This window comes from Lentzea flava (genome assembly GCF_014648475.1).
Taxonomy (GTDB): domain Bacteria; phylum Actinomycetota; class Actinomycetes; order Mycobacteriales; family Pseudonocardiaceae; genus Lentzea; species Lentzea flava.
Map to the genome: position 1 here is coordinate 1 of NZ_BMRE01000088.1, position 21345 is coordinate 21345.

The window sequence follows — 21345 nt, forward strand, 5'->3', positions numbered from 1 at the left end:
CCCGGTATGCCAAGGACTGCTCGGCTGCGCCATCGCTTGGGGCTCGGCTCCGCCTTCGCCTTTGCGGTGGGCTCGGCTCCGCCTTCGCCTTCGCGGTTGAGACCAGCTGCAGTGTCAGACCCGCTCTGTACCTTGGGACGCGGGGGAGCCGAAATCCAAGGGGACCCTTGCGCGAGCGTGCTCAGCGGTTGGCCATGCCGTCCAGGCGGAGCGTCGTCGACTCGTCTCGGTGGCTGCCCTTGCTGCCCACGTGCTTGTCGCTGATCTCCGGCCCGTTCTTGAGCACGTGGTACAGCGCCATGCCGTGGCCTCTGCCCAGGTCGTAGTCGGTCTTGAGCCACTCCAGGAACACGCCCGCCTTGGTGGTGGCGTCGTATCCGCGTCCTGCCGCCTCCGCCAGCAGCTCCGCGGGGGTCTTGCCGGTCTTCTTCTCGGCGCCGTCGAGGTAGGCCTGGAAAGACATCGTGGTCTCCGTTCGTCGTTGAACCGAGCGTAGGACAACGATCCCTGTCTTGACAAGAAAATTTGTCGGTGGGATCGGTGTCTGCACTCCGAGCCGAGTGCGGACCAGGTCGGGTTCGATCGGGGGCTCTAGCGGCGGCGGGCGCGGGCCAGGGCTCGGGCTCGGATCACCAGGTCGTCCACGAGGTGCTCGTCCACCAGGGGCGGGATGCCGGACTCGTCGGTGCAGCAGCGGGGTTTGGTGCGCTTCTCCGACAACCTCGGCCGCACCCCGGCCATCTCGTAGAGGGCTTCGTAGAGGTCGAGGCCGGGGTCGTCGTCGTGTGGGCCCACGAGCAGCACCCACACGACGTCGGGGGACGGGAAGGCGACCACTACGCGGTCGGCGCCTCGTAGATGCTTCACGCAGAGGCGCGGGAGGGGTTCCGGGCCTGTCACGCGGTAGCCCAGGGCTGCGCAGCCCGAGTGGGACAGGTCGTCCAGGAAGCGTTCGTAGGCCAGGCGGGCGCGGCCGCGGAGGCCGTTGGCCTGGGCGTGGGCTGTGTGGGTTTCTACTACCTGGATCAAACTGGGCGGACCACGCGTCCCTTGCCGCTGCGCATCTCGTCCAAGGACGAGGCGAGGTCGGACCGGTCGAGGAGGGACTGGTCGCTGAGGCGGCGGTGGACTTCGTCGATGAGGCCGCGGGTTTTGCCTGCGCGGCGGAGGTCCGACACGAGGTGGAGGACCTCGTGGAGGCGCACGGTGTCGAGGAGCATGCGCGGTTCTTGGCTGTGGATGGCCAGCACGCCTTCGCGGGCCCAGGCCTTCACGGTTTTTTCGGTCAGGTCCAGCAGCTCGCCTGCCACCACCGGGCGGACGGGTGGGGCTTGGCGGAGGGTGCGGGCTACCACGCCGTCCAGCTTGTGGCGGCGTTCGTCGTCTTCTGCCAGGGATGAGGCAACGGACTCGATCTCTTCGATCGTTTCGAAGAGGTCCCGGATCTGGGCGGCCTCGGTCGCGACAGACATGGCTACTCCTCCCGTTGACTACCGATTATCGCCCTGTTTTTCGGTAGTCGTCAACGGCCCCGGAGCAGGGATCCGGGGCCGTTACCGGCTCACGAGGAGAAGAAGAGGCCGGCGAGGCCGTGGTGCTTGCGGTGGCCGTAGTAGCCGTGGCCGCCGTGGTGGTGGTGGATCTGCTGCGGCGCGGCGCCCCAGGCGGGCTGGGCCGGGTACGCGGCGGGCGGCGGGGCCGGTGCGGCGGGCGGCGGCGTGTGCATCTGGGCCTCGAGGCGGGTGATCGACTCGAGCTCGCCGTAGTCGAGGAAGACCCCGCGGCAGCCGTCGCACTGCTCGATGTGAACGCCCATGCGGTCGAACGTGCGCATGTTCGCATGACACTTGGGACACTGCATCGTTGGTGAGCCCTCCTGGGTGGGACCGGACAAAAACGATATTAGCCGCGGTCGCCGTTGCCGTGGGTCGCGATGATCCGACGACATGCCTCGACCAGCGGTTCCACTGCCTGCAGACCGGTCACGAGTGCCCGCGCTGCCATTTGCACAACGTACGCCTGAGCCGGGATGTTGAGCGCCTCCCATTCCGATGTCGGCAGCGCCACACCTCCCGTTTCACGGTAGGCGTTGAGGAACCGCGCCCAAAGATCACCCGGAAGGATGCCCGCGGCGAACAAAGCCGCAGGTCGGGCCAGGTCCCACACCGGATCGCCGACCCCCAGATCGTCGACGTCGATGAGCCGCCACGCGCCCCGGTGCACCAGCTGTCCGAGGTGCCAGTCGCCGTGGATCAGTGCACGGCCGTTCATGTCCAACGGCGGAAGGGATTGGAAGGCCTCCAAGACGACGTCGGCGTTCGCCAGATCGGGTGGCATGGCCTTGATGGCCCGCACGATTCGTTCCGGAGCGCCCGCCACCGGGCCCTGCGCGGGCAGCGCGTGCAGCCGCGCCAGCAGCGCCGCGCTTTCCTCCCACGGCGCCGCGTCGGGGTCCGCCTGGCTCACCGGCGTGCCGTACGGCCACACCGTGACGGGCCGGTCCTCCACGAACTGCAGCGGTTTCAGCGGCGGCAGCATCAGTTCGGGATGCGCCGCCGCTATCTCCAGCCGTTGCCGCAGCGCTTCCACGTCGGTGTCCGCGGGGTGCGCCTTCGCGACCGCGTCGCCGACGCGCACCACCACGACGTCACCGCGGTCGCCGCCGAGCACCTCGGGATCGGAGGAGGAGCCGGTCAGCGAGGCCATTGCCGCGATCAGGTCGTCCACCACCACAGTCAAGCAGGAGCCGAGATTCACCTGGTGATGCAGATCGTCCGCTGCGGCTGCGAGTACGTCTTCGAGTCCTGTCCGGCGCACAACATGCGGTCCGACTTGCCGTCGACGACCTTGGTCACCTTGCGCGTCCCGGTACCGCAGCTCACCTTCTGGAAGTACTGGTTGGTCGCCTTGAGGCAGTCGCCTTCCTTGACGTTCAGCACGTAGCAGTACCGCGTCTTGCCCGTCCTCCTCGACCGGCCCGACGTCTCGTCTAGGTAGTCGCCGGTCGGGCACATCGTCCGCTTCTCGCGCGATGACACGCGGTACGCGGCCTCCTGCGACGAACAGTCCACTTCGGCCATGTCGACGCTCGTGTCGTTCACGTCGATCTGCTTCGCACACTCACCGACGCCGGCCTGCTCGTGCCACCCGGAGCACCCGGCGAGCACGAGCGTCAGTGCGGCGAGCAGGGCGGTCGTCTTCATCGGTCACACCTTCGAGATGCAGATGGTCGAAGCCGGCTTCGAGTAGACGTGCGAGTCGTCGTCGCTGTTGCACAGCTTCTCGTCCGACTTGCCGTCGACGACCTTCGTCACCTTGCTCGTCGACGGTCCACATGCGGCTCGCTGGTGCAACGTGAACTCGCCGACCGAGGTCAGCGTCAGGCAGTCGCCCTCGCGCACGTTGAGCGTGTAGCAGTCCCGCCGCTTGCGCTGGGACTTGCGAGTGGACTTGCCGGTGTCCTTGACGTAGTCGCCGTCAGGACATGTCGGGCTCGACGACGTGGACGACTCGGCCAGCCTGTACATCGCCTGCGGGGCGGAGCAGTCCGACTTCACGAAGTCGAGTCGTTCGCGCGACTGGCTCTTCGCTTCCGCGCAGTCACCGACGCCGGGGTCGTTGCCGAACGAGAAGTACCCGACCACCCCCAGGCCGAGGAGGAAGACCGTCGTCACGACGATCCCCAGCTTGGTGATCTTCGGCTTCTTGCCGACGGGATGGTGCTGCGTGTGTTCCTGGTGCCATCGCTGAGCAGGGGAAGTCATGGCCGCTTTCCGTCAGATCGAGAGCTTGCGGTTGATGTCCTCGTGGTCGGGACCGTCGTCGGTCACCATGTCGTAGACGCCCTTTCCGTCGGACTTCGCGTTGTCCAGCAACGTGGTGCCGGCGTTGCTCAGCGCGTCCTTGCCGAACTGCTGGGCGGAGCCCTTCCACCCGCCGGGGCCGATCACGTTGCCCGCCTTGTCGACACCGCGGAACGTCTCCATGGCGTCCTTGCCCGCGAACTTCTCCGCGGTGGTGCGCCACCACTTCGGGCCCGCGAGCTTGCCGGACAGCACCTTCAGGACCTTGCCGATCTTCTGCAGCACCGAGGTCACCCGCTGCACGATCCGGCTGACGCGGGTGGTCGCCACCGCGACCTCGGCGGTGGTCGCGGCGGCGGCGGCCACCTCGGACGCTCCGAGCGTCGGCACCGCGGCGGCCTGTGCCGCCAGCCAGGTGATGATCAACCACTCGATCAGCGACGCGATCAGGTCCATCACCAGGTCGTATGCGGTCTTCATCAACGCCGCGCTGCCTTCGAGCAGCGTGACGATGCTGTCCGCGACGCCCTTCGTCTCCTCGATGCCGGTGCCGAACTCGACCAGGCGCTCGCGAGCCGCGTCGGCGGACTGACCGTGCCACGACGACAGACCGGAACCGATCTTGTCCTTGAAGGTCTTCGCGAGCTCTTCGAGCTTCTTGGACACCTCGCCGAACTCCTCGGCGGCGTTCTTCAGCTCTTCCTCGTCGCCGGTGACGAGCTTGAGCGCGTCGTCGAGCGGCTTGATCACGTCGATCAGGAAGCCGAGTCCGAAGGTCAGCAGGGTGTGCAACGGGTCGGCGATCAACCCGGCGATCGGCAGTCCCGAGACGAAGCCCTCGATGTCACCGACAGCCTCGGCGACGTTCGCATCGCCGCTGATCAGTCCCGCGGCTGCGTCCCACGCCTTGTCGAAGTCCTCCTTGAAGGAGCTCTCCTCCCAGGCACCGCCCAGGCCCTGGCCCTTGATCAGGCCGTCCCCGCCGCCCTCCTGGTTGGTCCAGTAGTTGTCCTCGCGGGCTTCCTCCGCGGTCTTGACGTCCTCCGGGAACTCGGGCTCCGCCACGTCAGCCACCCACCTTCGGTGCCGACGGCGCCGCGTCGAGCTTGCGGCTGAGCTCGTCCAACGCGTCGCGCACCGCGTCGTTCACGTCGCGATAGTGCTCGCCGGTCAACGAGAGCTGGTCGCCGACCTTGGTCATGCTCTCGACCATCTTGTCCATGTGCTCCATGAAGCCGTCCATGAGCCCCACGTACTCGCTGTAGGTCAGCGCCTGCCCGAGCAGTCCCCACGACTGCTCCGGCACCCTTGCCTTCTCCGCGGCGGCCTTGATCTCGCCCGCCTTGCCGGCGAGCCCGGAGATCTCCCGGCCACAGCTGATCACCGCTTCGGCGTCGACACCGAACGTCATCGCAGTTTCCCCAAATCAGCGCAGGATCGAGCCGAAGCCCTCGTCGTCGTCTTCCACTCGTGGCGGTGGTCCCGGCCGCTGTGGTCTGACGGGCGGAGGCGGTGGCATCCGGTGTTGCGGAGGAGGAGGGGGCATCGGTGGCCGTTGCATCTGCGGTGGCGGCACATGCCGCGTCTGCGCGCGCTGCAGGACCGAACCGTCCGAAACGGGTGGTGGGGCCGGGGGCAGCTCGGGCGGCGCGCCGAAGACGTCCTCCTGCACCTTGTTCACCCGCGCGGCGATGTCGATCTGGTCACCCGCGAACCGCTGCACGAGTTCGGCGGAGGCACGGGCGGACTGCGCGACGGCCTGCTGGATCGTCCCCGTCACGGCGCGACCGAGCACCTGTGGTGAGAGCCTCAGCGCCTCCGGACGGAACTCCACGTTCAGGATCGAGCCACCGGGTCCCGCCACGACGGTGACTGCCCGGTCGGGTGATGTCACCGCTGTGCGCAGCGCTGACATCTCCTCTTTCATGGTCTGGTAGCCCGCGATGCGTTGCTCGGCTTTTCGGCTCGCCTCGGCGACCGAGTCGGCTGTGGGCTGTGACAAAGCCGCTTCCTCCGGATAGACCCTTCATGTGGCGGGCCCTGTCTACTGCATGCACCAACGCGGTACGTCCGTTTTGGTGATCTTCACGGCTTCGTCGGGCAGATCGTGGTGGCCGGCTGCGAGTAGAAGGTCGACCTCGCGCAGGTCGAGCATCAGGCACAGGGCGTGACCACCGCGTAGCAGTCGCCGACCGGCGAGCGGTCCTCGGTCCTCGGCGGCCCGACGAGCACTGTGAGACCTGCCACGCACAGAGCCGTGAGCACGCACGGCACGATCCACCGCCGCCACAACGCTTGTGCCCCCCGCTCAGCCGAACTTCGTGGCAGGCATGTCTACTGGACGTGCGAGCACGCCACCCCCGTTTTGACCCAGGTAGACGTGGGCGGGTATCTTTGCTACTCGTGCCCGACCCATGTCGGGCCGCTCCGCGTGCCCGTGAGGCCGTGGTGTCCTCCACTCGCAGGGACAGTTGAAGCCGTTGTTGGCGTGAACTGTTGCCTGTGGACCTTGGGAGCGGGCGACACGCCCGACCTCGGGTGCAGAGAGGGATCAAGAAACACGAGGGTGAACCGCGAGGCGAACCCGCAAAGACGGAAGAAGCAGCCGGCGAATGCCAACGATCCAGCAGCTGGTCCGCAAGGGCCGCCAGGACAAGGTGGCGAAGCAGAAGACGGCGGCCCTCAAGGGCTCGCCGCAGCGGCGCGGTGTGTGCACCCGCGTTTACACCACCACCCCCAAGAAGCCGAACTCCGCACTGCGCAAGGTCGCTCGCGTCAAGCTGACCAGCGGTATCGAGGTCACGGCGTACATCCCCGGTGAGGGCCACAACCTCCAGGAGCACTCGATGGTGCTCGTGCGCGGCGGTCGTGTGAAGGACCTGCCGGGTGTTCGTTACAAGATCATCCGTGGCTCTCTCGACACCCAGGGTGTGAAGAACCGCAAGCAGGCTCGCAGCCGTTACGGCGCGAAGAAGGAGAAGAGCTGAGATGCCCCGCAAGGGACCGGCCCCCAGGCGGCCGCTGATCTCCGACCCGGTCTACAGCTCGCCGCTCGTGACCCAGCTCATCAACAAGGTGCTGATCGACGGCAAGCGCTCGGTGGCCGAGAAGATCGTCTACGAAGCGCTCGAGGGTGCTCGCGAGAAGACCGGCACCGACCCGGTCGTCACGCTGAAGCGCGCGCTCGACAACGTGAAGCCGGCTCTCGAGGTCAAGAGCCGCCGCGTCGGTGGCGCGACCTACCAGGTCCCGGTCGAGGTCAAGCCCGGCCGTGCCACCACGCTGGCGCTGCGCTGGCTGATCACCTTCTCGCGGCAGCGTCGTGAGAAGACCATGGTCGAGCGTCTGATGAACGAGCTGCTCGATGCGAGCAACGGTCTCGGTGCGAGCGTCAAGCGCCGTGAGGACACGCACAAGATGGCCGAGTCCAACAAGGCCTTCGCCCACTACCGCTGGTGATGTGACGCCCGGCTCCGCGAGGAGCCGGGTGCTCCCAGCCCTAGTGAGCTGACAAGCTCAAGACAGGGGAAAGACCCGTGGCACAGGACGTGCTCACTGATCTTGCCAAGGTCCGCAACATCGGGATCATGGCCCACATCGACGCGGGCAAGACCACGACGACTGAGCGGATCCTCTTCTACACGGGGATCAGCTACAAGATCGGCGAGGTCCACGACGGCGCTGCCGTGATGGACTGGATGGAGCAGGAGCAGGAGCGCGGCATCACCATCACGTCGGCCGCGACGACCTGCTACTGGAAGAACCACCAGATCAACCTGATCGACACGCCCGGCCACGTCGACTTCACCGTCGAGGTCGAGCGCAACCTGCGCGTCCTCGACGGCGCCGTTGCCGTCTTCGACGGCAAGGAGGGCGTCGAGCCGCAGTCCGAGCAGGTCTGGCGGCAGGCGACCAAGTACGACGTCCCGCGCATCTGCTTCGTCAACAAGATGGACAAGCTGGGCGCGGACTTCTACTTCACCATCCGCACGATCCAGGAGCGTCTCGGCGCGAAGCCGCTGCCGATCCAGATCCCGATCGGTGCCGAGAGCGACTTCATCGGCGTCGTCGACCTGGTCGAGATGCGCGCTCTGACGTGGCGTGGCGAGGTGCAGAAGGGCGAGGACTACACGGTCGAGGAGATCCCGGCCGACCTCGTCGACAAGGCGCAGGAGTACCGCGAGCAGCTCGTCGAGGCCGTCGCCGAGACGTCCGAGGAGCTGATGGAGAAGTACCTGGAGGAGGGTGACCTCACCGTCGAGGAGATCAAGTCGGGTATCCGCAAGATCGTCCACGACGGCACCGCCTACCCGGTGCTGTGCGGTTCCGCGTTCAAGAACAAGGGCGTTCAGCCCATGCTCGACGCGGTCATCGACTACCTGCCGTCGCCGCTGGACCTCCCGCCGGTCGAGGGCACGCTGCAGGACGGCGAGACGCCGGCCTTCCGCAAGGCCGACTCGAGCGAGCCGTTCTCCGCGCTGGCGTTCAAGATCGCCGTGCACCCGTTCTTCGGCAAGCTGACCTACATCCGGGTCTACTCGGGCAAGGTCGCCTCCGGCACCCAGGTCGTCAACGCGACCAAGGACCGCAAGGAGCGCATCGGGAAGATCTTCCAGATGCACGCCAACAAGGAGAACCCGGTCACCGAGGCCATCGCCGGTCACATCTACGCCGTGATCGGTCTGAAGGACACGACGACCGGTGAGACCCTTGCCGACCCGGCCAACCCGATCGTCCTCGAGTCGATGACGTTCCCGGAGCCGGTCATCCAGGTCGCCATCGAGCCCAAGACGAAGGCCGACCAGGAGAAGCTGGGCACCGCGATCCAGAAGCTCGCCGAGGAGGACCCGACCTTCCGGGTCAACCTGGACGAGGAGACCGGCCAGACGATCATCGCCGGCATGGGCGAGCTCCACCTGGACATCCTGGTGGACCGCATGCGCCGCGAGTTCAAGGTCGAGGCCAACATCGGCAAGCCGCAGGTGGCGTACCGCGAGACCATCCGCAAGAAGGTCGAGAAGTACAGCTACACGCACAAGAAGCAGACCGGTGGTTCCGGCCAGTTCGCCAAGGTCCTCATCGACCTCGAGCCGCTGGAGAAGACCGAGGACGGCGCGCTCTACGAGTTCGTCAACGCGGTCACCGGTGGTCGCATCCCGCGTGAGTACATCCCGTCGGTCGACGCGGGTGCACAGGACGCGATGCAGTACGGCGTGCTGGCGGGCTACCCGCTGGTCGGCGTGAAGGTGACGCTGCTCGACGGTGCCTACCACGAGGTCGACTCGTCGGAAATGGCGTTCAAGATCGCCGGCTCCATGGCGCTGAAGGAAGCTGCTCGTCAGGCTTCCCCGGCGATCCTCGAGCCGCTGATGGCCGTCGAGGTCACGACGCCCGAGGAGTACATGGGCGACGTGATCGGCGACCTGAACTCCCGCCGTGGCCAGATCCAGGCCATGGAGGAGCGCAGTGGTACCCGTGTCGTCAAGGCGCTGGTCCCGCTGTCGGAAATGTTCGGGTACGTGGGTGACCTGCGGTCCAAGACCCAGGGTCGTGCCAACTACTCGATGGTGTTCGACTCCTACGCAGAGGTTCCCGCGAACGTCTCGAAGGAGATCATCGCGAAGGCGACTGGGGAGTAACCCCACACCGGAGCACCGCAGTTCCACCGCGGGCTCTCCGGGGGTGACTCCCTGGGGTCCGCAATCCCGACCCTGACGTGTCAGTCCGGCGGGCGGCCACTACATTGCCCGCCGGACCAGCAAAGAAGAAGTCCAGGAGGACAATCCAGTGGCGAAGGCGAAGTTCGAGCGGACGAAGCCGCACGTCAACATCGGCACCATCGGTCACATCGACCATGGCAAGACCACGCTGACCGCGGCGATCTCCAAGGTTCTGCACGACGCGTACCCCGATGTGAACGCTTCGTTCGCGTTCGACCAGATCGACAAGGCGCCGGAAGAGAAGCAGCGCGGCATCACGATCTCGATCGCGCACATCGAGTACCAGACGGAGAACCGTCACTACGCGCACGTCGACTGCCCCGGTCACGCCGACTACATCAAGAACATGATCACCGGTGCGGCGCAGATGGACGGCGCCATCCTGGTGGTCGCGGCGACCGACGGTCCGATGCCGCAGACGAAGGAGCACGTCCTCCTGGCCCGCCAGGTCGGCGTCCCCTACATCGTCGTCGCGCTCAACAAGGCCGACATGGTCGACGACGAGGAGATCCTGGAGCTCGTCGAGCTCGAGGTCCGCGAGCTGCTCTCCGAGTACGAGTTCCCGGGCGACGACCTGCCGGTCGTGCGCGTTTCGGCGCTGAAGGCGCTGGAGGGCGACGAGACCTGGGGCAAGTCCGTCCTCGAGCTCATGGCGGCTGTCGACTCCGCGATCCCGGAGCCGCAGCGTGAGGTCGACAAGGCGTTCCTCATGCCCGTCGAGGACGTCTTCACGATCACCGGTCGTGGCACGGTCGTCACCGGCCGTATCGAGCGCGGCATCATCAAGGTCAACGAAGAGGTCGAGATCGTCGGCATCAAGGAGACCTCGAAGAAGACGACGGTCACCTCGATCGAGATGTTCAAGAAGTTCCTCGACGAGGGCCAGGCCGGCGACAACGCCGCTCTGCTGCTCCGCGGCATCAAGCGCGAGGAGGTGGAGCGCGGCATGGTCATCGTCAAGCCGGGCACCACGACCCCGCACACCGAGTTCGAGGCTCAGGTCTACATCCTGTCCAAGGACGAGGGCGGCCGCCACACGCCGTTCTTCAACAACTACCGTCCGCAGTTCTACTTCCGGACCACGGACGTGACCGGCGTTGTGACGCTGCCCGAGGGCACCGAGATGGTCATGCCGGGTGACAACACCTTCATGTCGGTCAAGCTGATCCAGCCGATCGCCATGGACGAGGGCCTCCGCTTCGCGATCCGCGAGGGTGGCCGCACCGTCGGCGCCGGCTCGGTCACCAAGATCGTCAAGTGACCCAGCTGTAGCCAGCAGTTCGGCGCAAGGCCGGGCCAACGCTTCGTTGGCCCGGCCTTCGTCGTTGTAAGACGTGATGTGTGCGTCAGCTCACGTCACACCGCGCACGGGTGAGCGTGGGCAGATCAGGCGCGGGATTGTGTTGCCGGACAACGGAACCGCCGGAGTCGTCGGTCCACACGCGACGGATCGAACGGTTCACCGGCCAAGATCCGCACGTGATCTGCCTCCAAGTCACCCACCCCGATTTGGACCGCCTCACGCCCGTGTGGCATCCTTTACGGGTTGCTCGACGAAGGCCGAGCCACTTCGTGTGTGCCTGTGTCCTTCACCGAGCGTCCGCGCCCTGTTAGTGAACGCCTCCTTGCGGAGATGGGCATCAGGGTGCATGGGCTGTGGTAGGCCCAATCCCACCGGGGAGACCTTGAGTGGGACCGGTATGCGCACCGGGCGCGACACGCCCGACCGCGTGGACCGGGCACCATGACACTTCAACAGGGGCGGAGCGCGCCAAGAGGCTGTAACAGGCCTCATCCGAGGCACCGCACCGCAGCGGTACGAGAAGCAGAGGAACGGCAAGCCATCATGGCGGGACAAAAGATCCGCATCCGGCTCAAGGCCTACGACCACGAAGCGATCGACGCGTCAGCGCGCAAGATCGTGGAGACCGTGACGCGCACCGGCGCTCGGGTCGTCGGGCCGGTGCCGCTGCCCACCGAGAAGAACGTGTACTGCGTCATCCGCTCGCCGCACAAGTACAAGGACTCGCGCGAGCACTTCGAGATGCGCACGCACAAGCGACTGATCGACATCCTCGACCCGACGCCGAAGACGGTGGACGCGCTCATGCGCATCGACCTGCCGGCCAGCGTCGACGTCAACATCCAGTAAGCGTTGGGCGCGGAGAGTAACGGACCAATGTCTGACAGGCAGATCAAGGGCATCCTGGGCACCAAGCTCGGCATGACTCAGGTCTTCGACGAGAACAACCGGGTCGTCCCGGTGACCGTCGTGAAGGCCGAGCCGAATGTCGTCACCCAGGTTCGCACCGAGGAGAAGGACGGCTACACGGCCATCCAGCTGGCGACCGGCGCGATCGACCCGCGCAAGGTCAACAAGCCCGTCGCGGGCCACTTCGCCAAGGCCGGGGTCACGCCCCGTCGCCACCTGGTGGAGCTGCGCACGACGGACGCCGGCGAGTACGAGGTCGGCCAGGAGATCACCGCTGAGGTGTTCGAGGCCGGCGCTGTTGTCGACATCACCGGCACCAGCAAGGGCAAGGGCACCGCGGGTGTCATGAAGCGCCACAACTTCCGGGGCCTCGGCTCCAGCCACGGCACCCAGCGCAAGCACCGCTCGCCGGGTTCCATCGGTGGCTGCGCCACCCCGGGTCGCGTCTTCAAGGGTCTGCGCATGGCCGGCCGCATGGGCCACGTGCGCGTCACGACCCAGAACCTGAAGGTGCACAAGATCGACGCTGAGAACGGCCTGCTGCTCATCAAGGGCGCCGTTCCCGGTCCCAAGGGCGGTCTGGTGTTCGTCAAGACGGCCGCGAAGGGTGGTGCCTGATGTCCACGGTTGAGATCCGCACCCCGGACGGCAAGTCCGCCGGCTCTGTCGAGCTGCCGGCTTCCGTGTTCGACGCGCAGGCGAACGTCGCGCTGCTGCACCAGGTCGTCGTGGCCCAGCAGGCCGCGGCTCGCCAGGGCACGCACGCCACGAAGACCCGCGGCATGGTTTCCGGCGGTGGCAAGAAGCCGTACCGCCAGAAGGGCACCGGCCGTGCTCGCCAGGGCTCGACCCGCGCTCCGCAGTTCGCCGGCGGTGGCACCGTCCACGGTCCGCAGCCGCGCAACTACGAGCAGCGGACGCCCAAGAAGATGAAGGCCGCCGCTCTGCGTGGCGCCCTCTCTGACCGCGCTCGCGCCAACCAGGTGCACGTGGTGTCCGGCCTGGTGGACGGGGACACCCCGTCGACCAAGACGGCCCGCAAGGTGCTCGAGTCGGTCACCCAGGCTCGTCGCGTTCTCGTGGTGCTCAACCGCACCGACGAGGTCGCGTGGGTCAGCGTGCGCAACCTGCCGCACGTGCACGTGATCGCTCCCGACCAGCTCAACACCTACGACGTGCTGGTCAACGACGACGTGGTGTTCACGAAGGACTCGCTCGACGTGTTCTTGGCGAGCAAGGCCCAGCACGGTGCCGGCTCCGCTGAGGCCGTGGCGGTCGCAGTGGACGAGGAGGCCTCGAAGTGATCCCCGACCACAGGGACGTCCTGCTCGCGCCGGTGATCTCCGAGAAGTCCTACGGGCTTCTCGAGGAGAACAAGTACACCTTCCTGGTGGCGCCGGGTTCGAACAAGACGCAGATCAAGATCGCCGTGGAGAAGGTCTTCGGCGTGAAGGTCGTCAGCGTCAACACCATCAACCGGCAGGGCAAGCGCAAGCGCACCCGCACCGGGTTCGGCAAGCGCAAGGACACGAAGCGCGCGATCGTGACCCTGTCCTCGGACAGCAAGCCGATCGAGATCTTCGGCGGCCCTGCCGCCTGATGACGAGGACTGCGTAGAGATGGGCATTCGCAAGTACAAGCCGACGACCCCCGGTCGTCGCGGTGCGAGCGTCTCCGACTTCGCCGAGATCACTCGGTCGACTCCGGAGAAGTCGCTGATCCGCCCGCTGCACGGGCGGGGCGGCCGCAACGCGTCGGGCAAGATCACCACGCGGCACAAGGGTGGCGGTCACAAGCGGGCCTACCGCCTGATCGACTTCCGCCGCAACGACAAGGACGGCGTGCCGGCCAAGGTCGCTCACATCGAGTACGACCCCAACCGCACCGCGCGCATCGCGCTGCTGCACTACGCAGACGGCGAGAAGCGCTACATCGTCGCACCGGAGAAGCTGAAGCAGGGCGACACGGTTGAGAACGGCCCCAAGGCCGACATCAAGCCGGGTAACAACCTGCCGCTGCGCAACATCCCGGTCGGCACCGTGATCCACGCGATCGAGCTCCGCCCCGGCGGCGGTGCGAAGATCGCCCGCTCGGCTGGCGCCTCGGTCCAGCTCGTGGCGAAGGACGGCCCGTACGCCCAGCTGCGGATGCCCTCGGGCGAAATCCGCAACGTGGACGTCCGCTGCCGCGCCACGATCGGCGAGGTCGGCAACTCCGAGCACCAGAACATCAACTGGGGCAAGGCCGGCCGCATGCGGTGGAAGGGCAAGAAGCCCACCGTGCGTGGTGTCGCCATGAACCCCGTTGACCACCCGCACGGTGGTGGTGAGGGCAAGACCTCCGGTGGTCGCCACCCGGTCAACCCGGCTGGTAAGCCCGAGGGTCGTACCCGCCGCCGCAAGCCAAGCGACAAGCTCATCGTCCGGCGTCGTCGCACCGGTAAGAAGCGCTGAGCAGGGAGGGAGTGAAGGATGCCTCGCAGCCTTAAGAAGGGCCCCTTCGTGGACGACCACCTGCTCAAGAAGGTGGACGTTCTCAACGAGTCGGGCAAGAAGACCGTCATCAAGACGTGGTCCCGCCGGTCCACGATCATCCCGGACATGCTGGGCCACACCATCGCGGTGCACGACGGCCGTAAGCACGTCCCGGTGTTCGTGACCGAGGCCATGGTCGGGCACAAGCTGGGCGAGTTCGCCCCGACCCGCACCTTCAAGGGCCACATCAAGGACGACCGGAAGTCTCGTCGCCGCTAGGCGTCGAACTGAGAAGAGCAAGGGAAAAGCAGCGATGAACGCCCGTAAGGACGCTGAGGCGCAGGAGTTTCCGCGCGCCGTGGCTCGGGCTCGCTACGTCCGCGACACCCCCATGAAGGTCCGTCGCGTCGTCGAGCTCATCAAGGGTCGTAACGCCAGCGAGGCCCTGGCCGTGCTCCAGTTCGCGCCCCAGGCCGCTTCTGAGCCGGTCGCGAAGGTGCTCGCCAGCGCCATGGCCAACGCCGAGAACAACCTGTCCCTGGACCCCGCCACCCTCTGGGTGTCGGCGGCCTACGTGGACGAGGGTCCGACCCTCAAGCGTTTCCGCCCGCGTGCCCAGGGCCGCGCGTACCGGATCCGCAAGCGGACGAGCCACATCACCATCGAGGTGGAGTCTCGTCCCAAGAAGACCAGCGTGAAGGGAACGCGGTAGTGGGCCAGAAGATCAACCCGCACGGCTTCCGGCTGGGGATCACCACCGACTGGAAGTCCCGCTGGTACGCAGACAAGCAGTACGCCGAGTACGTGGCCGAGGACGTCAAGATCCGTCGGCTGCTCTCGCGCGGCATGGAGCGTGCCGGTATCTCCAAGGTGGAGATCGAGCGCACCCGTGACCGGGTTCGCGTCGACATCCACACCGCCCGGCCGGGCATCGTCATCGGCCGCCGCGGTGCCGAGGCGGACCGCATCCGCGGTGAGCTCGAGAAGCTCACCAAGAAGCAGGTTCAGCTGAACATCCTCGAGGTGAAGAGCCCCGAGTCGGACGCGCAGCTCGTGGCACAGGGTGTCGCCGAGCAGCTGTCCAACCGCGTTGCCTTCCGCCGCGCGATGCGCAAGGCCATTCAGTCGGCCATGCGTTCGCCGCAGGTCAAGGGCATCCGCGTGCAGTGCGGCGGTCGCCTGGGCGGCGCCGAGATGTCCCGCTCGGAGCACTACCGCGACGGCCGCGTGCCGCTGCACACGCTCCGCGCCGACATCGACTACGGCTTCTTCGAGGCCCGCACCACGTTCGGCCGCATCGGCGTCAAGGTGTGGATCTACAAGGGTGACGTGGTCGGCGGCATCTCCGCCAAGCGTGAGCGCGACGCGGCCCCCTCGGCCGAGCGCGCCCCGCGCCGCGACCGCGGCGAGCGTCCGAACCGGGCCCGTCGCTCGGGTGCCAGCGGCACCACCGCGACGAGCACCGAGGCCGGTCGTGCCGCTGCTGACGCTGCCGTCAGCGAGGCCCCGGCTGCTGCAGAGAAGACGGAGAGCTGAGTCATGCTCATCCCGCGCAGGGTCAAGCACCGCAAGCAGCACCACCCCAAGCGGTCGGGTGCTGCCAAGGGCGGCACGAAGGTCACCTTCGGTGAGTACGGCATCCAGGCTCTGGAGCCGGCCTACGTGACGAACCGGCAGATCGAGTCCGCTCGTATCGCCATCACTCGCCACATCCGCCGTGGCGGCAAGGTCTGGATCAACATCTTCCCGGACCGTCCGCTCACGAAGAAGCCGGCCGAGACCCGCATGGGTTCCGGTAAGGGTTCGCCGGAGTGGTGGGTGGCCAACGTCAAGCCGGGTCGCGTCCTCTTCGAGATGGCCTTCCCGAACGAGCAGGTCGCTCGCGAGGCGCTCCGCCGCGCGATCCACAAGCTCCCGATGAAGTGCCGCATCGTTACGCGTGAGGGTGGTGAGTTCTGATGGCAGCGGGTACCACCGCTTCCGAGCTGCGTGAGCTCACCGAGGAAGAGCTCGTGCTGCGTCTGAAGGAGTCGAAGGAAGAGCTCTTCAACCTTCGCTTCCAGATGGCCACGGGCCAGCTCGACAACAACCGGCGGCTGCGCACGGTCCGGCACGACATCGCCCGGATCTACACCGTGATGCGGGAGCGGGAGCTCGGGCTCTCCGTTTCGCCGGAATCCACTGGTGAGGGTGCGGCATGACCGACAGCAACGAAGTTCAGACCGAGAAGCGCAACGACCGCAAGGTCCGCGAGGGCCTCGTCGTGTCCGACAAGATGGACAAGACGATCGTGGTTGCGCTGGAAGACCGCAAGAAGCACCCGCGTTACTCCAAGGTCATGCGCTCCACCACCAAGGTGAAGGCGCACGACGAGGAGAACACGGCGGGCGTGGGCGACCGCGTCCTGCTGATGGAGACCCGACCGCTGTCGGCCACCAAGCGCTGGCGGCTCGTCGAGGTCCTCGAGAAGGCCAAGTAAGTCCTTTACGACAGACCGAGCCCGTCGGGTCGGAAATCCGGCGGGCCAGGAATGGTCAGGAGCAAGTAAGTGATTCAGCAGGAGTCGCGGCTTCGCGTCGCCGACAACACTGGTGCGAAGGAGATCCTTTGCATCCGTGTTCTCGGTGGCTCTGGCCGCCGCTACGCGGGCATCGGCGACATCATCGTCGCGACCGTCAAGGACGCGATCCCCGGTGCCGGCGTGAAGAAGGGTGACGTCGTCAAGGCGGTCGTCGTCCGCACCGTCAAGGAGCGCCGTCGTCCGGATGGCTCGTACATCCGCTTCGACGAGAACGCCGCCGTGCTCATCAAGAACGACAACGAGCCCCGCGGTACCCGCATCTTCGGCCCGGTCGGCCGCGAGCTGCGCGACAAGAAGTTCATGAAGATCATCTCGCTGGCTCCGGAGGTGCTCTGACCATGAAGGTGAAGAAGGGCGACACGGTCGTCGTCATCGCCGGCAAGGACAAGGGCGCGAAGGGCAAGGTCATCCAGGCCTACCCGGAGACCGGCAAGGTCCTGGTCGAGGGTGTCAACCGGATCAAGAAGCACACCCGGATCACGCAGACCCAGCGTGGCGCGCAGTCCGGTGGCATCGTGACCCAGGAAGCCCCGATCAACGTCTCCAACGTGATGGTGGTCGACTCGGACGGCAAGCCGACCCGTGTTGGTTACCGTACGAACGACGAGGGCAAGCGGGTCCGCATTTCCCGTCGTAACGGGAAGGACATCTGAGCATGACTACCGCAGAGAAGATCGTGCCCCGGCTGAAGACCCGCTACCGCGCGGAGATCACCGGCGAGCTGCAGAAGCAGTTCAACTACGCCAACGTGATGCAGATCCCGGGCGTCGTGAAGGTCGTCGTCAACATGGGTGTCGGCGACGCCGCCCGTGACGGCAAGCTGATCGAGGGTGCCGTCAAGGACCTCTCGATCATCACCGGTCAGCGTCCCGAGGTTCGTCGGGCCCGCAAGTCCATCGCGCAGTTCAAGCTGCGCGAGGGCATGCCGATCGGCGCGCGCGTCACGCTGCGCGGCGACCGCATGTGGGAGTTCCTGGACCGCCTGCTGACGATCGCGCTGCCCCGTATCCGCGACTTCCGCGGCCTCTCGGGCAAGCAGTTCGACGGCAACGGCAACTACACGTTCGGTCTGAACGAGCAGTCGATGTTCCACGAGATCGACCCCGACTCGATCGACCGTCCCCGCGGCATGGACATCACCGTCGTCACCACCGCCACGAACGACGAGGAGGGCCGGGCGCTGCTGAAGCTCCTGGGCTTCCCGTTCAAGGAGAACTGAGTCGATGGCCAAGAAGGCGTTGATCAACAAGGCCGCGAAGAAGCCGAAGTTCAAGGTCCGGGCGTACACCCGGTGCCAGCGTTGCGGCCGCCCCCACGCGGTGTTCCGCAAGTTCGGCCTCTGCCGGATCTGCCTGCGCGAGATGGCTCACCGCGGTGAGCTGCCTGGCGTGAGCAAGTCCAGCTGGTAAAGAGCTTTACCTACATCACTTCGCTGTAGGCCCGCACACGACCGTCCTGCTCCCCGTCCACTTCGGACGGGGGCAGGTCTGGACCCTGAGCGAGGGAACCGCAGCGAGAAAGGTTGACCAGGTCACCATGACGATGACCGACCCGATCGCAGACATGCTGACGCGTCTGCGGAACGCGAACTCGGCTTACCACGACAAGGTCGTGATGCCGCACTCGAAGCTGAAGGCCAACATCGCCGAGATCCTCAAGCGCGAGGGCTACATCGCCTCGTACCGCGACGAGGAGGGCGAGGTCGCGAAGAACCTCGTCGTCGAGCTGAAGTACGGCCCGAACCGGGAGCGCAGCATCGCCGGCCTCCGCCGCGTGTCCAAGCCCGGCCTCCGCGTGTACGCGAAGTCCACCAACCTGCCGAAGGTTCTCGGCGGCCTCGGTGTGGCGATCATTTCGACCTCTGGTGGTCTCATGACCGACCGCCAGGCCAACAAGGCAGGCGTGGGCGGAGAAGTCCTCGCCTACGTTTGGTGAGAAAGGGGGATTAGGCATGTCGCGCATCGGAAAGCTGCCGATCACCGTCCCCGCCGGGGTCGACGTGAACATCGCGGGCCAGGACGTCAGCATCAAGGGCCCGAAGGGCACCCTGACTCTGACGATCGCTGAGCCGATCAGCCTGGAGAAGGCCGAAGACGGCACCCTCGAGGTCAAGCGCCCGAACGACGAGCGCCGCAACCGCGCGCTCCACGGCCTGTCGCGCACGCTCGTGCACAACATGGTCGTCGGCGTGACCCAGGGTTACGAGAAGAAGATGGAAATCCACGGTGTCGGTTACCGCGTCGCGCTCAAGGGCTCTGAGCTCGAGTTCGCGCTCGGTTACTCCCACCCGGTGAAGGTCGAGGCCCCCGAGGGCATCACCTTCGCGGTGGAGACCCCGACCCGGTTCTCCGTCTCCGGCATCGACAAGCAGCTGGTCGGTGAGGTCGCCGCCAACATCCGCAAGCTGCGCAAGCCCGACCCGTACAAGGGCAAGGGTGTGCGGTACGCGGGCGAGAAGATCCGCCGCAAGGTCGGAAAGACGGGTAAGTGACATGAGCGAGTCGACTGTTACGAAGCGCAAGCCGGTGGGCAAGGACATCTCCACCAGGCGTCGTGTTGCCAAGGCCCGTCGCCACTTCCGCCTCCGCAAGAAGGTCAACGGCACCGCCGAGCGTCCGCGCCTGGTCGTGCACCGGTCGTCGAAGCACATCACCGTGCAGATCATCGACGACCTGAAGGGCCACACGCTGGCGTCCGCGTCCTCCATGGAGGCCGACGTCCGTGCGCTGGAAGGCGACAAGAAGGCCCGCGCGGCCAAGGTCGGCCAGCTGGCCGCCGCCCGTGCCAAGGACGCCGGCATCACGGCGGTCGTGTTCGACCGCGGTGGCAACGCGTACCACGGCCGGATCGCTGCTCTGGCGGATGCCGCTCGCGAGGCGGGGCTGGAGTTCTGACAATGATGATCACTGGAATTGAGAGGGACGCCTGATGCCAGGACGTACGCGTCGCGAAGGCGGCGGGGGCGAGCGCGGAGAGCGCCGCGACCGTCGTGACGGCGGCCGCGGCGGCGCGGCCCAGGAGAAGACCCCCCACCTCGAGCGCGTGGTTGCGATCAACCGCGTCTCCAAGGTGGTCAAGGGTGGTCGTCGCTTCAGCTTCACCGCGCTCGTGGTTGTTGGTGACGGCGACGGCATGGTCGGCGTCGGCTACGGCAAGGCCAAGGAAGTTCCCGCGGCCATCGCCAAGGGTGTCGAGGAGGCGAAGAAGAACTTCTTCCGCGTGCCTCGCATCGCCGGCACCATCCCGCACCCCGTGCAGGGTGAGAAGGCCGCTGGTGTGGTTCTGCTGCGTCCGGCCTCGGCCGGTACCGGTGTCATCGCGGGTGGCGCTGTCCGCGCCGTCCTCGAGTGCGCCGGCGTGCACGACGTGCTGTCGAAGTCCCTGGGCTCCGACAACGCGATCAACATCGTGCACGCGACCGTGGCGGCCCTCAAGGGCCTGCAGCGTCCGGAAGAGGTCGCGGCCCGTCGTGGCCTGCCCCTCGAGGACGTCGCCCCCGCCGGCATGATCCGCGCTCGCGCGGGCCAGGGGGTCTGACCATGGCTCTGAAGATCACCCAGGTGCGCAGCACCATCGGTACGAAGCACAACCACCGCGAGTCGATGCGCACCCTCGGGCTGCGCAAGATCCGCCAGTCGGTCGTGCGTGAGGACACTCCCCAGGTCCGCGGCCTGATCCACGCCGTGCGCCACCTGGTGGAGGTCGAGGAGGTCCAGTCGTGACCATCAAGATTCACGACCTGCGTCCCGCCCCCGGAGCCAAGACCCCCAAGACCCGCGTCGGTCGTGGTGAGGGCTCCAAGGGCAAGACCGCCGGCCGCGGTACGAAGGGCACGGGCGCTCGCAAGAACGTCTCGCCGCGCTTCGAAGGTGGCCAGATGCCGCTGCACATGCGGCTGCCGAAGCTCAAGGGCTTCCGCAACCCGTTCCGCACCGAGTACCAGGTCGTCAACGTCTCCGACATCGCTGCCTCGTTCCCCGAGGGCGGTTCGGTCGACGTCGCCGCGCTGGTGCTGGCCGGGCTCGTCCGCAAGGGCTCGCTCGTGAAGGTGCTCGGCGACGGTGAGGTCAGCGTCAAGCTGGACGTCACGGCCAACAAGTTCTCCAAGAGCGCTGTGGAGAAGATCGCTGCTGCTGGTGGGTCCACCACCGTGGCGTGAACGTCTCGCTGAGATGTGTCTGAAGGGCCCTGAGGCTTCGCCTCGGGGCCCTTCTGGCGTCTCCGGGTGTCCAGAGTGCGCTGCGTCCAGCAGCGTGCGCTGCGCGTGGGTTCGTGTGCGCGGGGTCCGTAGGTGGTTGTTTTGCGTTGGCGGGTTGCTGGTGCGTGCTTTCCCTGGGGGCTCTGCCCCCAGACCCCCGGCAATCTGATCAGGGGGTTAGCGCCGCGGGCGGGTTGATGGCACGCCTGTTGCTTTGGGCGGCCGGCGGTTGCGTTGGTGGTTGCGTTTGCGGTGGGGTCCCGTCACGAGTCGCACCAGGAGCGAGCCACAGCCAGGCAGGGGTGTCAACTCGGACGAAAAGCGTGTCTCTTCAGTCTCAGCTGAGTTGACACAGTT

The 21345-nt window shown here is 66.7% G+C and carries 35 protein-coding genes; 25 read left to right on the forward strand and 10 right to left on the reverse strand.

The features are described from left to right. Window positions 1-181 precede the first annotated feature (181 nt). The 10 genes from IEZ09_RS43560 to IEZ09_RS43605 form a co-directional block, all read right to left on the reverse strand. Window positions 182-463 carry a DUF4287 domain-containing protein gene (locus tag IEZ09_RS43560; RefSeq protein ID WP_189259744.1) on the reverse strand — a complete coding sequence of 94 codons (282 nt, stop codon included), beginning with the start codon at window positions 461-463 and terminating at the stop codon, window positions 182-184. A gap of 128 nt (window positions 464-591) precedes the next feature. After that, window positions 592-1029 (reverse strand): hypothetical protein, encoded by a 438-nt coding sequence (locus tag IEZ09_RS43565; RefSeq protein WP_189259745.1) that lies wholly within the window; start codon window positions 1027-1029, stop codon window positions 592-594. Continuing rightward, window positions 1026-1472, reverse strand: coding sequence for a hypothetical protein (locus IEZ09_RS43570; RefSeq protein WP_189259746.1), 447 nt, complete (start codon window positions 1470-1472; stop codon window positions 1026-1028). The genes IEZ09_RS43565 and IEZ09_RS43570 overlap by 4 nt, the downstream gene beginning before the upstream one ends. Before the next feature lie 89 nt (window positions 1473-1561). Continuing rightward, window positions 1562-1861 carry a TFIIB-type zinc ribbon-containing protein gene (locus IEZ09_RS43575; RefSeq protein WP_189259747.1) on the reverse strand — a complete coding sequence of 100 codons (300 nt, stop codon included), beginning with the start codon at window positions 1859-1861 and terminating at the stop codon, window positions 1562-1564. A 41-nt stretch (window positions 1862-1902) separates the two neighbouring features. Then, on the reverse strand, window positions 1903-2727 hold the full coding sequence (locus IEZ09_RS43580) for a phosphotransferase family protein (protein WP_229813467.1): 825 nt from the start codon (window positions 2725-2727) through the stop codon (window positions 1903-1905). A 26-nt stretch (window positions 2728-2753) separates the two neighbouring features. Continuing rightward, window positions 2754-3203 (reverse strand): LppU/SCO3897 family protein, encoded by a 450-nt coding sequence (locus IEZ09_RS43585; RefSeq protein ID WP_189259748.1) that lies wholly within the window; start codon window positions 3201-3203, stop codon window positions 2754-2756. 3 nt (window positions 3204-3206) lie between these two features. Beyond that, complete coding sequence (locus IEZ09_RS43590) at window positions 3207-3764, reverse strand: hypothetical protein (protein ID WP_189259749.1); 558 nt, start codon at window positions 3762-3764, stop codon at window positions 3207-3209. Between the two features lie 12 nt (window positions 3765-3776). Continuing rightward, window positions 3777-4868 carry a WXG100 family type VII secretion target gene (locus IEZ09_RS43595; protein WP_189259750.1) on the reverse strand — a complete coding sequence of 364 codons (1092 nt, stop codon included), beginning with the start codon at window positions 4866-4868 and terminating at the stop codon, window positions 3777-3779. A gap of 1 nt (window position 4869) precedes the next feature. Beyond that, window positions 4870-5214, reverse strand: a complete 345-nt coding sequence (locus tag IEZ09_RS43600) for a hypothetical protein (RefSeq protein ID WP_189259751.1) — start codon at window positions 5212-5214, stop codon at window positions 4870-4872. Window positions 5215-5229: 15 nt separating this feature from the next. Then, a complete protein-coding gene (locus IEZ09_RS43605; protein WP_189259752.1) occupies window positions 5230-5805 on the reverse strand; it encodes a YbaB/EbfC family nucleoid-associated protein in 576 nt (191 codons plus the stop codon). A 610-nt stretch (window positions 5806-6415) separates the two neighbouring features. Here IEZ09_RS43605 and rpsL point away from each other — a divergent pair. From rpsL to rplO, 25 genes are all read left to right on the forward strand, one after another. Then, window positions 6416-6790, forward strand: a complete 375-nt coding sequence (gene rpsL / locus IEZ09_RS43610) for a 30S ribosomal protein S12 (protein WP_030473471.1) — start codon at window positions 6416-6418, stop codon at window positions 6788-6790. Window position 6791: 1 nt separating this feature from the next. Then, window positions 6792-7262 carry a 30S ribosomal protein S7 gene (gene rpsG / locus IEZ09_RS43615; protein WP_189259753.1) on the forward strand — a complete coding sequence of 157 codons (471 nt, stop codon included), beginning with the start codon at window positions 6792-6794 and terminating at the stop codon, window positions 7260-7262. Between the two features lie 77 nt (window positions 7263-7339). Continuing rightward, complete coding sequence (gene fusA, locus IEZ09_RS43620) at window positions 7340-9442, forward strand: elongation factor G (protein WP_189259754.1); 2103 nt, start codon at window positions 7340-7342, stop codon at window positions 9440-9442. A 148-nt stretch (window positions 9443-9590) separates the two neighbouring features. Next, the gene (tuf, locus tag IEZ09_RS43625; RefSeq protein WP_189259755.1) at window positions 9591-10784 is read left to right on the forward strand and encodes an elongation factor Tu; all 1194 of its coding nucleotides are present in this window, start codon (window positions 9591-9593) and stop codon (window positions 10782-10784) included. A gap of 585 nt (window positions 10785-11369) precedes the next feature. Beyond that, on the forward strand, window positions 11370-11675 hold the full coding sequence (rpsJ, locus tag IEZ09_RS43630; protein WP_003938093.1) for a 30S ribosomal protein S10: 306 nt from the start codon (window positions 11370-11372) through the stop codon (window positions 11673-11675). A gap of 27 nt (window positions 11676-11702) precedes the next feature. Further along, window positions 11703-12353 (forward strand): 50S ribosomal protein L3, encoded by a 651-nt coding sequence (gene rplC / locus IEZ09_RS43635; RefSeq protein ID WP_189259756.1) that lies wholly within the window; start codon window positions 11703-11705, stop codon window positions 12351-12353. Continuing rightward, the gene (rplD, locus tag IEZ09_RS43640; protein WP_189259757.1) at window positions 12353-13039 is read left to right on the forward strand and encodes a 50S ribosomal protein L4; all 687 of its coding nucleotides are present in this window, start codon (window positions 12353-12355) and stop codon (window positions 13037-13039) included. Before rplC ends, rplD begins: the two co-directional genes overlap by 1 nt. Beyond that, entirely contained in the window at window positions 13036-13335 is a 300-nt protein-coding gene (rplW, locus tag IEZ09_RS43645; protein ID WP_090046572.1) for a 50S ribosomal protein L23, read from the forward strand. The genes rplD and rplW overlap by 4 nt, the downstream gene beginning before the upstream one ends. A gap of 19 nt (window positions 13336-13354) precedes the next feature. Then, window positions 13355-14188: a 50S ribosomal protein L2 gene (gene rplB, locus IEZ09_RS43650; protein ID WP_109628772.1), complete on the forward strand. Its 834-nt coding sequence runs from the start codon at window positions 13355-13357 to the stop codon at window positions 14186-14188. Between the two features lie 18 nt (window positions 14189-14206). Beyond that, complete coding sequence (rpsS, locus tag IEZ09_RS43655; protein ID WP_015105260.1) at window positions 14207-14488, forward strand: 30S ribosomal protein S19; 282 nt, start codon at window positions 14207-14209, stop codon at window positions 14486-14488. Between the two features lie 34 nt (window positions 14489-14522). Further along, entirely contained in the window at window positions 14523-14921 is a 399-nt protein-coding gene (gene rplV, locus IEZ09_RS43660) for a 50S ribosomal protein L22 (protein ID WP_189259758.1), read from the forward strand. Continuing rightward, a complete protein-coding gene (gene rpsC, locus IEZ09_RS43665) occupies window positions 14921-15745 on the forward strand; it encodes a 30S ribosomal protein S3 (protein WP_189259759.1) in 825 nt (274 codons plus the stop codon). Before rplV ends, rpsC begins: the two co-directional genes overlap by 1 nt. Before the next feature lie 3 nt (window positions 15746-15748). Then, window positions 15749-16168, forward strand: coding sequence for a 50S ribosomal protein L16 (gene rplP / locus IEZ09_RS43670; RefSeq protein WP_030473461.1), 420 nt, complete (start codon window positions 15749-15751; stop codon window positions 16166-16168). After that, entirely contained in the window at window positions 16168-16410 is a 243-nt protein-coding gene (gene rpmC / locus IEZ09_RS43675; RefSeq protein ID WP_146358719.1) for a 50S ribosomal protein L29, read from the forward strand. The genes rplP and rpmC overlap by 1 nt, the downstream gene beginning before the upstream one ends. Continuing rightward, entirely contained in the window at window positions 16407-16688 is a 282-nt protein-coding gene (gene rpsQ, locus IEZ09_RS43680) for a 30S ribosomal protein S17 (RefSeq protein ID WP_189259760.1), read from the forward strand. The genes rpmC and rpsQ overlap by 4 nt, the downstream gene beginning before the upstream one ends. A 69-nt stretch (window positions 16689-16757) precedes the next feature. After that, a complete protein-coding gene (gene rplN, locus IEZ09_RS43685; RefSeq protein ID WP_089949053.1) occupies window positions 16758-17126 on the forward strand; it encodes a 50S ribosomal protein L14 in 369 nt (122 codons plus the stop codon). 2 nt (window positions 17127-17128) lie between these two features. Further along, complete coding sequence (gene rplX, locus IEZ09_RS43690) at window positions 17129-17443, forward strand: 50S ribosomal protein L24 (RefSeq protein ID WP_030473457.1); 315 nt, start codon at window positions 17129-17131, stop codon at window positions 17441-17443. Window positions 17444-17445: 2 nt separating this feature from the next. Further along, the gene (rplE, locus tag IEZ09_RS43695; RefSeq protein ID WP_189259761.1) at window positions 17446-18009 is read left to right on the forward strand and encodes a 50S ribosomal protein L5; all 564 of its coding nucleotides are present in this window, start codon (window positions 17446-17448) and stop codon (window positions 18007-18009) included. 4 nt (window positions 18010-18013) lie between these two features. After that, window positions 18014-18199: a type Z 30S ribosomal protein S14 gene (locus tag IEZ09_RS43700; protein ID WP_109628763.1), complete on the forward strand. Its 186-nt coding sequence runs from the start codon at window positions 18014-18016 to the stop codon at window positions 18197-18199. Window positions 18200-18326: 127 nt separating this feature from the next. Then, window positions 18327-18725 carry a 30S ribosomal protein S8 gene (rpsH, locus tag IEZ09_RS43705; RefSeq protein WP_189259762.1) on the forward strand — a complete coding sequence of 133 codons (399 nt, stop codon included), beginning with the start codon at window positions 18327-18329 and terminating at the stop codon, window positions 18723-18725. Window positions 18726-18741: 16 nt separating this feature from the next. Next, a complete protein-coding gene (rplF, locus tag IEZ09_RS43710) occupies window positions 18742-19281 on the forward strand; it encodes a 50S ribosomal protein L6 (RefSeq protein WP_189259763.1) in 540 nt (179 codons plus the stop codon). A 1-nt stretch (window position 19282) separates the two neighbouring features. Next, window positions 19283-19684, forward strand: a complete 402-nt coding sequence (rplR, locus tag IEZ09_RS43715) for a 50S ribosomal protein L18 (RefSeq protein WP_229813468.1) — start codon at window positions 19283-19285, stop codon at window positions 19682-19684. A 34-nt stretch (window positions 19685-19718) separates the two neighbouring features. Next, window positions 19719-20327, forward strand: a complete 609-nt coding sequence (rpsE, locus tag IEZ09_RS43720) for a 30S ribosomal protein S5 (protein WP_030473451.1) — start codon at window positions 19719-19721, stop codon at window positions 20325-20327. A 2-nt stretch (window positions 20328-20329) separates the two neighbouring features. After that, window positions 20330-20512 carry a 50S ribosomal protein L30 gene (gene rpmD / locus IEZ09_RS43725; protein ID WP_189259764.1) on the forward strand — a complete coding sequence of 61 codons (183 nt, stop codon included), beginning with the start codon at window positions 20330-20332 and terminating at the stop codon, window positions 20510-20512. Continuing rightward, window positions 20509-20949 carry a 50S ribosomal protein L15 gene (gene rplO, locus IEZ09_RS43730; RefSeq protein WP_189259765.1) on the forward strand — a complete coding sequence of 147 codons (441 nt, stop codon included), beginning with the start codon at window positions 20509-20511 and terminating at the stop codon, window positions 20947-20949. The genes rpmD and rplO overlap by 4 nt, the downstream gene beginning before the upstream one ends. Window positions 20950-21345 lie beyond the last annotated feature (396 nt).

What these genes read in the sequence shown, in the direction of transcription:
- IEZ09_RS43560 (WP_189259744.1), bottom strand. Translation starts at nt 463, where the DNA reads ATGTCTTTCCAGGCCTACCTCGACGGCGCCGAGAAGAAGACCGGCAAG.
- IEZ09_RS43570 (WP_189259746.1), bottom strand. Translation starts at nt 1,472, where the DNA reads ATGTCTGTCGCGACCGAGGCCGCCCAGATCCGGGACCTCTTCGAAACG.
- IEZ09_RS43575 (WP_189259747.1), bottom strand. Translation starts at nt 1,861, where the DNA reads ATGCAGTGTCCCAAGTGTCATGCGAACATGCGCACGTTCGACCGCATG.
- IEZ09_RS43585 (WP_189259748.1), bottom strand. Translation starts at nt 3,203, where the DNA reads ATGAAGACGACCGCCCTGCTCGCCGCACTGACGCTCGTGCTCGCCGGG.
- IEZ09_RS43590 (WP_189259749.1), bottom strand. Translation starts at nt 3,764, where the DNA reads ATGACTTCCCCTGCTCAGCGATGGCACCAGGAACACACGCAGCACCAT.
- IEZ09_RS43600 (WP_189259751.1), bottom strand. Translation starts at nt 5,214, where the DNA reads ATGACGTTCGGTGTCGACGCCGAAGCGGTGATCAGCTGTGGCCGGGAG.
- rpsL (WP_030473471.1), top strand. Translation starts at nt 6,416, where the DNA reads ATGCCAACGATCCAGCAGCTGGTCCGCAAGGGCCGCCAGGACAAGGTG.
- rpsG (WP_189259753.1), top strand. Translation starts at nt 6,792, where the DNA reads ATGCCCCGCAAGGGACCGGCCCCCAGGCGGCCGCTGATCTCCGACCCG.
- rpsJ (WP_003938093.1), top strand. Translation starts at nt 11,370, where the DNA reads ATGGCGGGACAAAAGATCCGCATCCGGCTCAAGGCCTACGACCACGAA.
- rplC (WP_189259756.1), top strand. Translation starts at nt 11,703, where the DNA reads ATGTCTGACAGGCAGATCAAGGGCATCCTGGGCACCAAGCTCGGCATG.
- rplD (WP_189259757.1), top strand. Translation starts at nt 12,353, where the DNA reads ATGTCCACGGTTGAGATCCGCACCCCGGACGGCAAGTCCGCCGGCTCT.
- rplB (WP_109628772.1), top strand. Translation starts at nt 13,355, where the DNA reads ATGGGCATTCGCAAGTACAAGCCGACGACCCCCGGTCGTCGCGGTGCG.
- rpsS (WP_015105260.1), top strand. Translation starts at nt 14,207, where the DNA reads ATGCCTCGCAGCCTTAAGAAGGGCCCCTTCGTGGACGACCACCTGCTC.
- rplV (WP_189259758.1), top strand. Translation starts at nt 14,523, where the DNA reads ATGAACGCCCGTAAGGACGCTGAGGCGCAGGAGTTTCCGCGCGCCGTG.
- rplP (WP_030473461.1), top strand. Translation starts at nt 15,749, where the DNA reads ATGCTCATCCCGCGCAGGGTCAAGCACCGCAAGCAGCACCACCCCAAG.
- rpmC (WP_146358719.1), top strand. Translation starts at nt 16,168, where the DNA reads ATGGCAGCGGGTACCACCGCTTCCGAGCTGCGTGAGCTCACCGAGGAA.
- rpsQ (WP_189259760.1), top strand. Translation starts at nt 16,407, where the DNA reads ATGACCGACAGCAACGAAGTTCAGACCGAGAAGCGCAACGACCGCAAG.
- rplX (WP_030473457.1), top strand. Translation starts at nt 17,129, where the DNA reads ATGAAGGTGAAGAAGGGCGACACGGTCGTCGTCATCGCCGGCAAGGAC.
- rplE (WP_189259761.1), top strand. Translation starts at nt 17,446, where the DNA reads ATGACTACCGCAGAGAAGATCGTGCCCCGGCTGAAGACCCGCTACCGC.
- IEZ09_RS43700 (WP_109628763.1), top strand. Translation starts at nt 18,014, where the DNA reads ATGGCCAAGAAGGCGTTGATCAACAAGGCCGCGAAGAAGCCGAAGTTC.
- rpsH (WP_189259762.1), top strand. Translation starts at nt 18,327, where the DNA reads ATGACGATGACCGACCCGATCGCAGACATGCTGACGCGTCTGCGGAAC.
- rplF (WP_189259763.1), top strand. Translation starts at nt 18,742, where the DNA reads ATGTCGCGCATCGGAAAGCTGCCGATCACCGTCCCCGCCGGGGTCGAC.
- rplR (WP_229813468.1), top strand. Translation starts at nt 19,283, where the DNA reads ATGAGCGAGTCGACTGTTACGAAGCGCAAGCCGGTGGGCAAGGACATC.
- rpsE (WP_030473451.1), top strand. Translation starts at nt 19,719, where the DNA reads ATGCCAGGACGTACGCGTCGCGAAGGCGGCGGGGGCGAGCGCGGAGAG.
- rpmD (WP_189259764.1), top strand. Translation starts at nt 20,330, where the DNA reads ATGGCTCTGAAGATCACCCAGGTGCGCAGCACCATCGGTACGAAGCAC.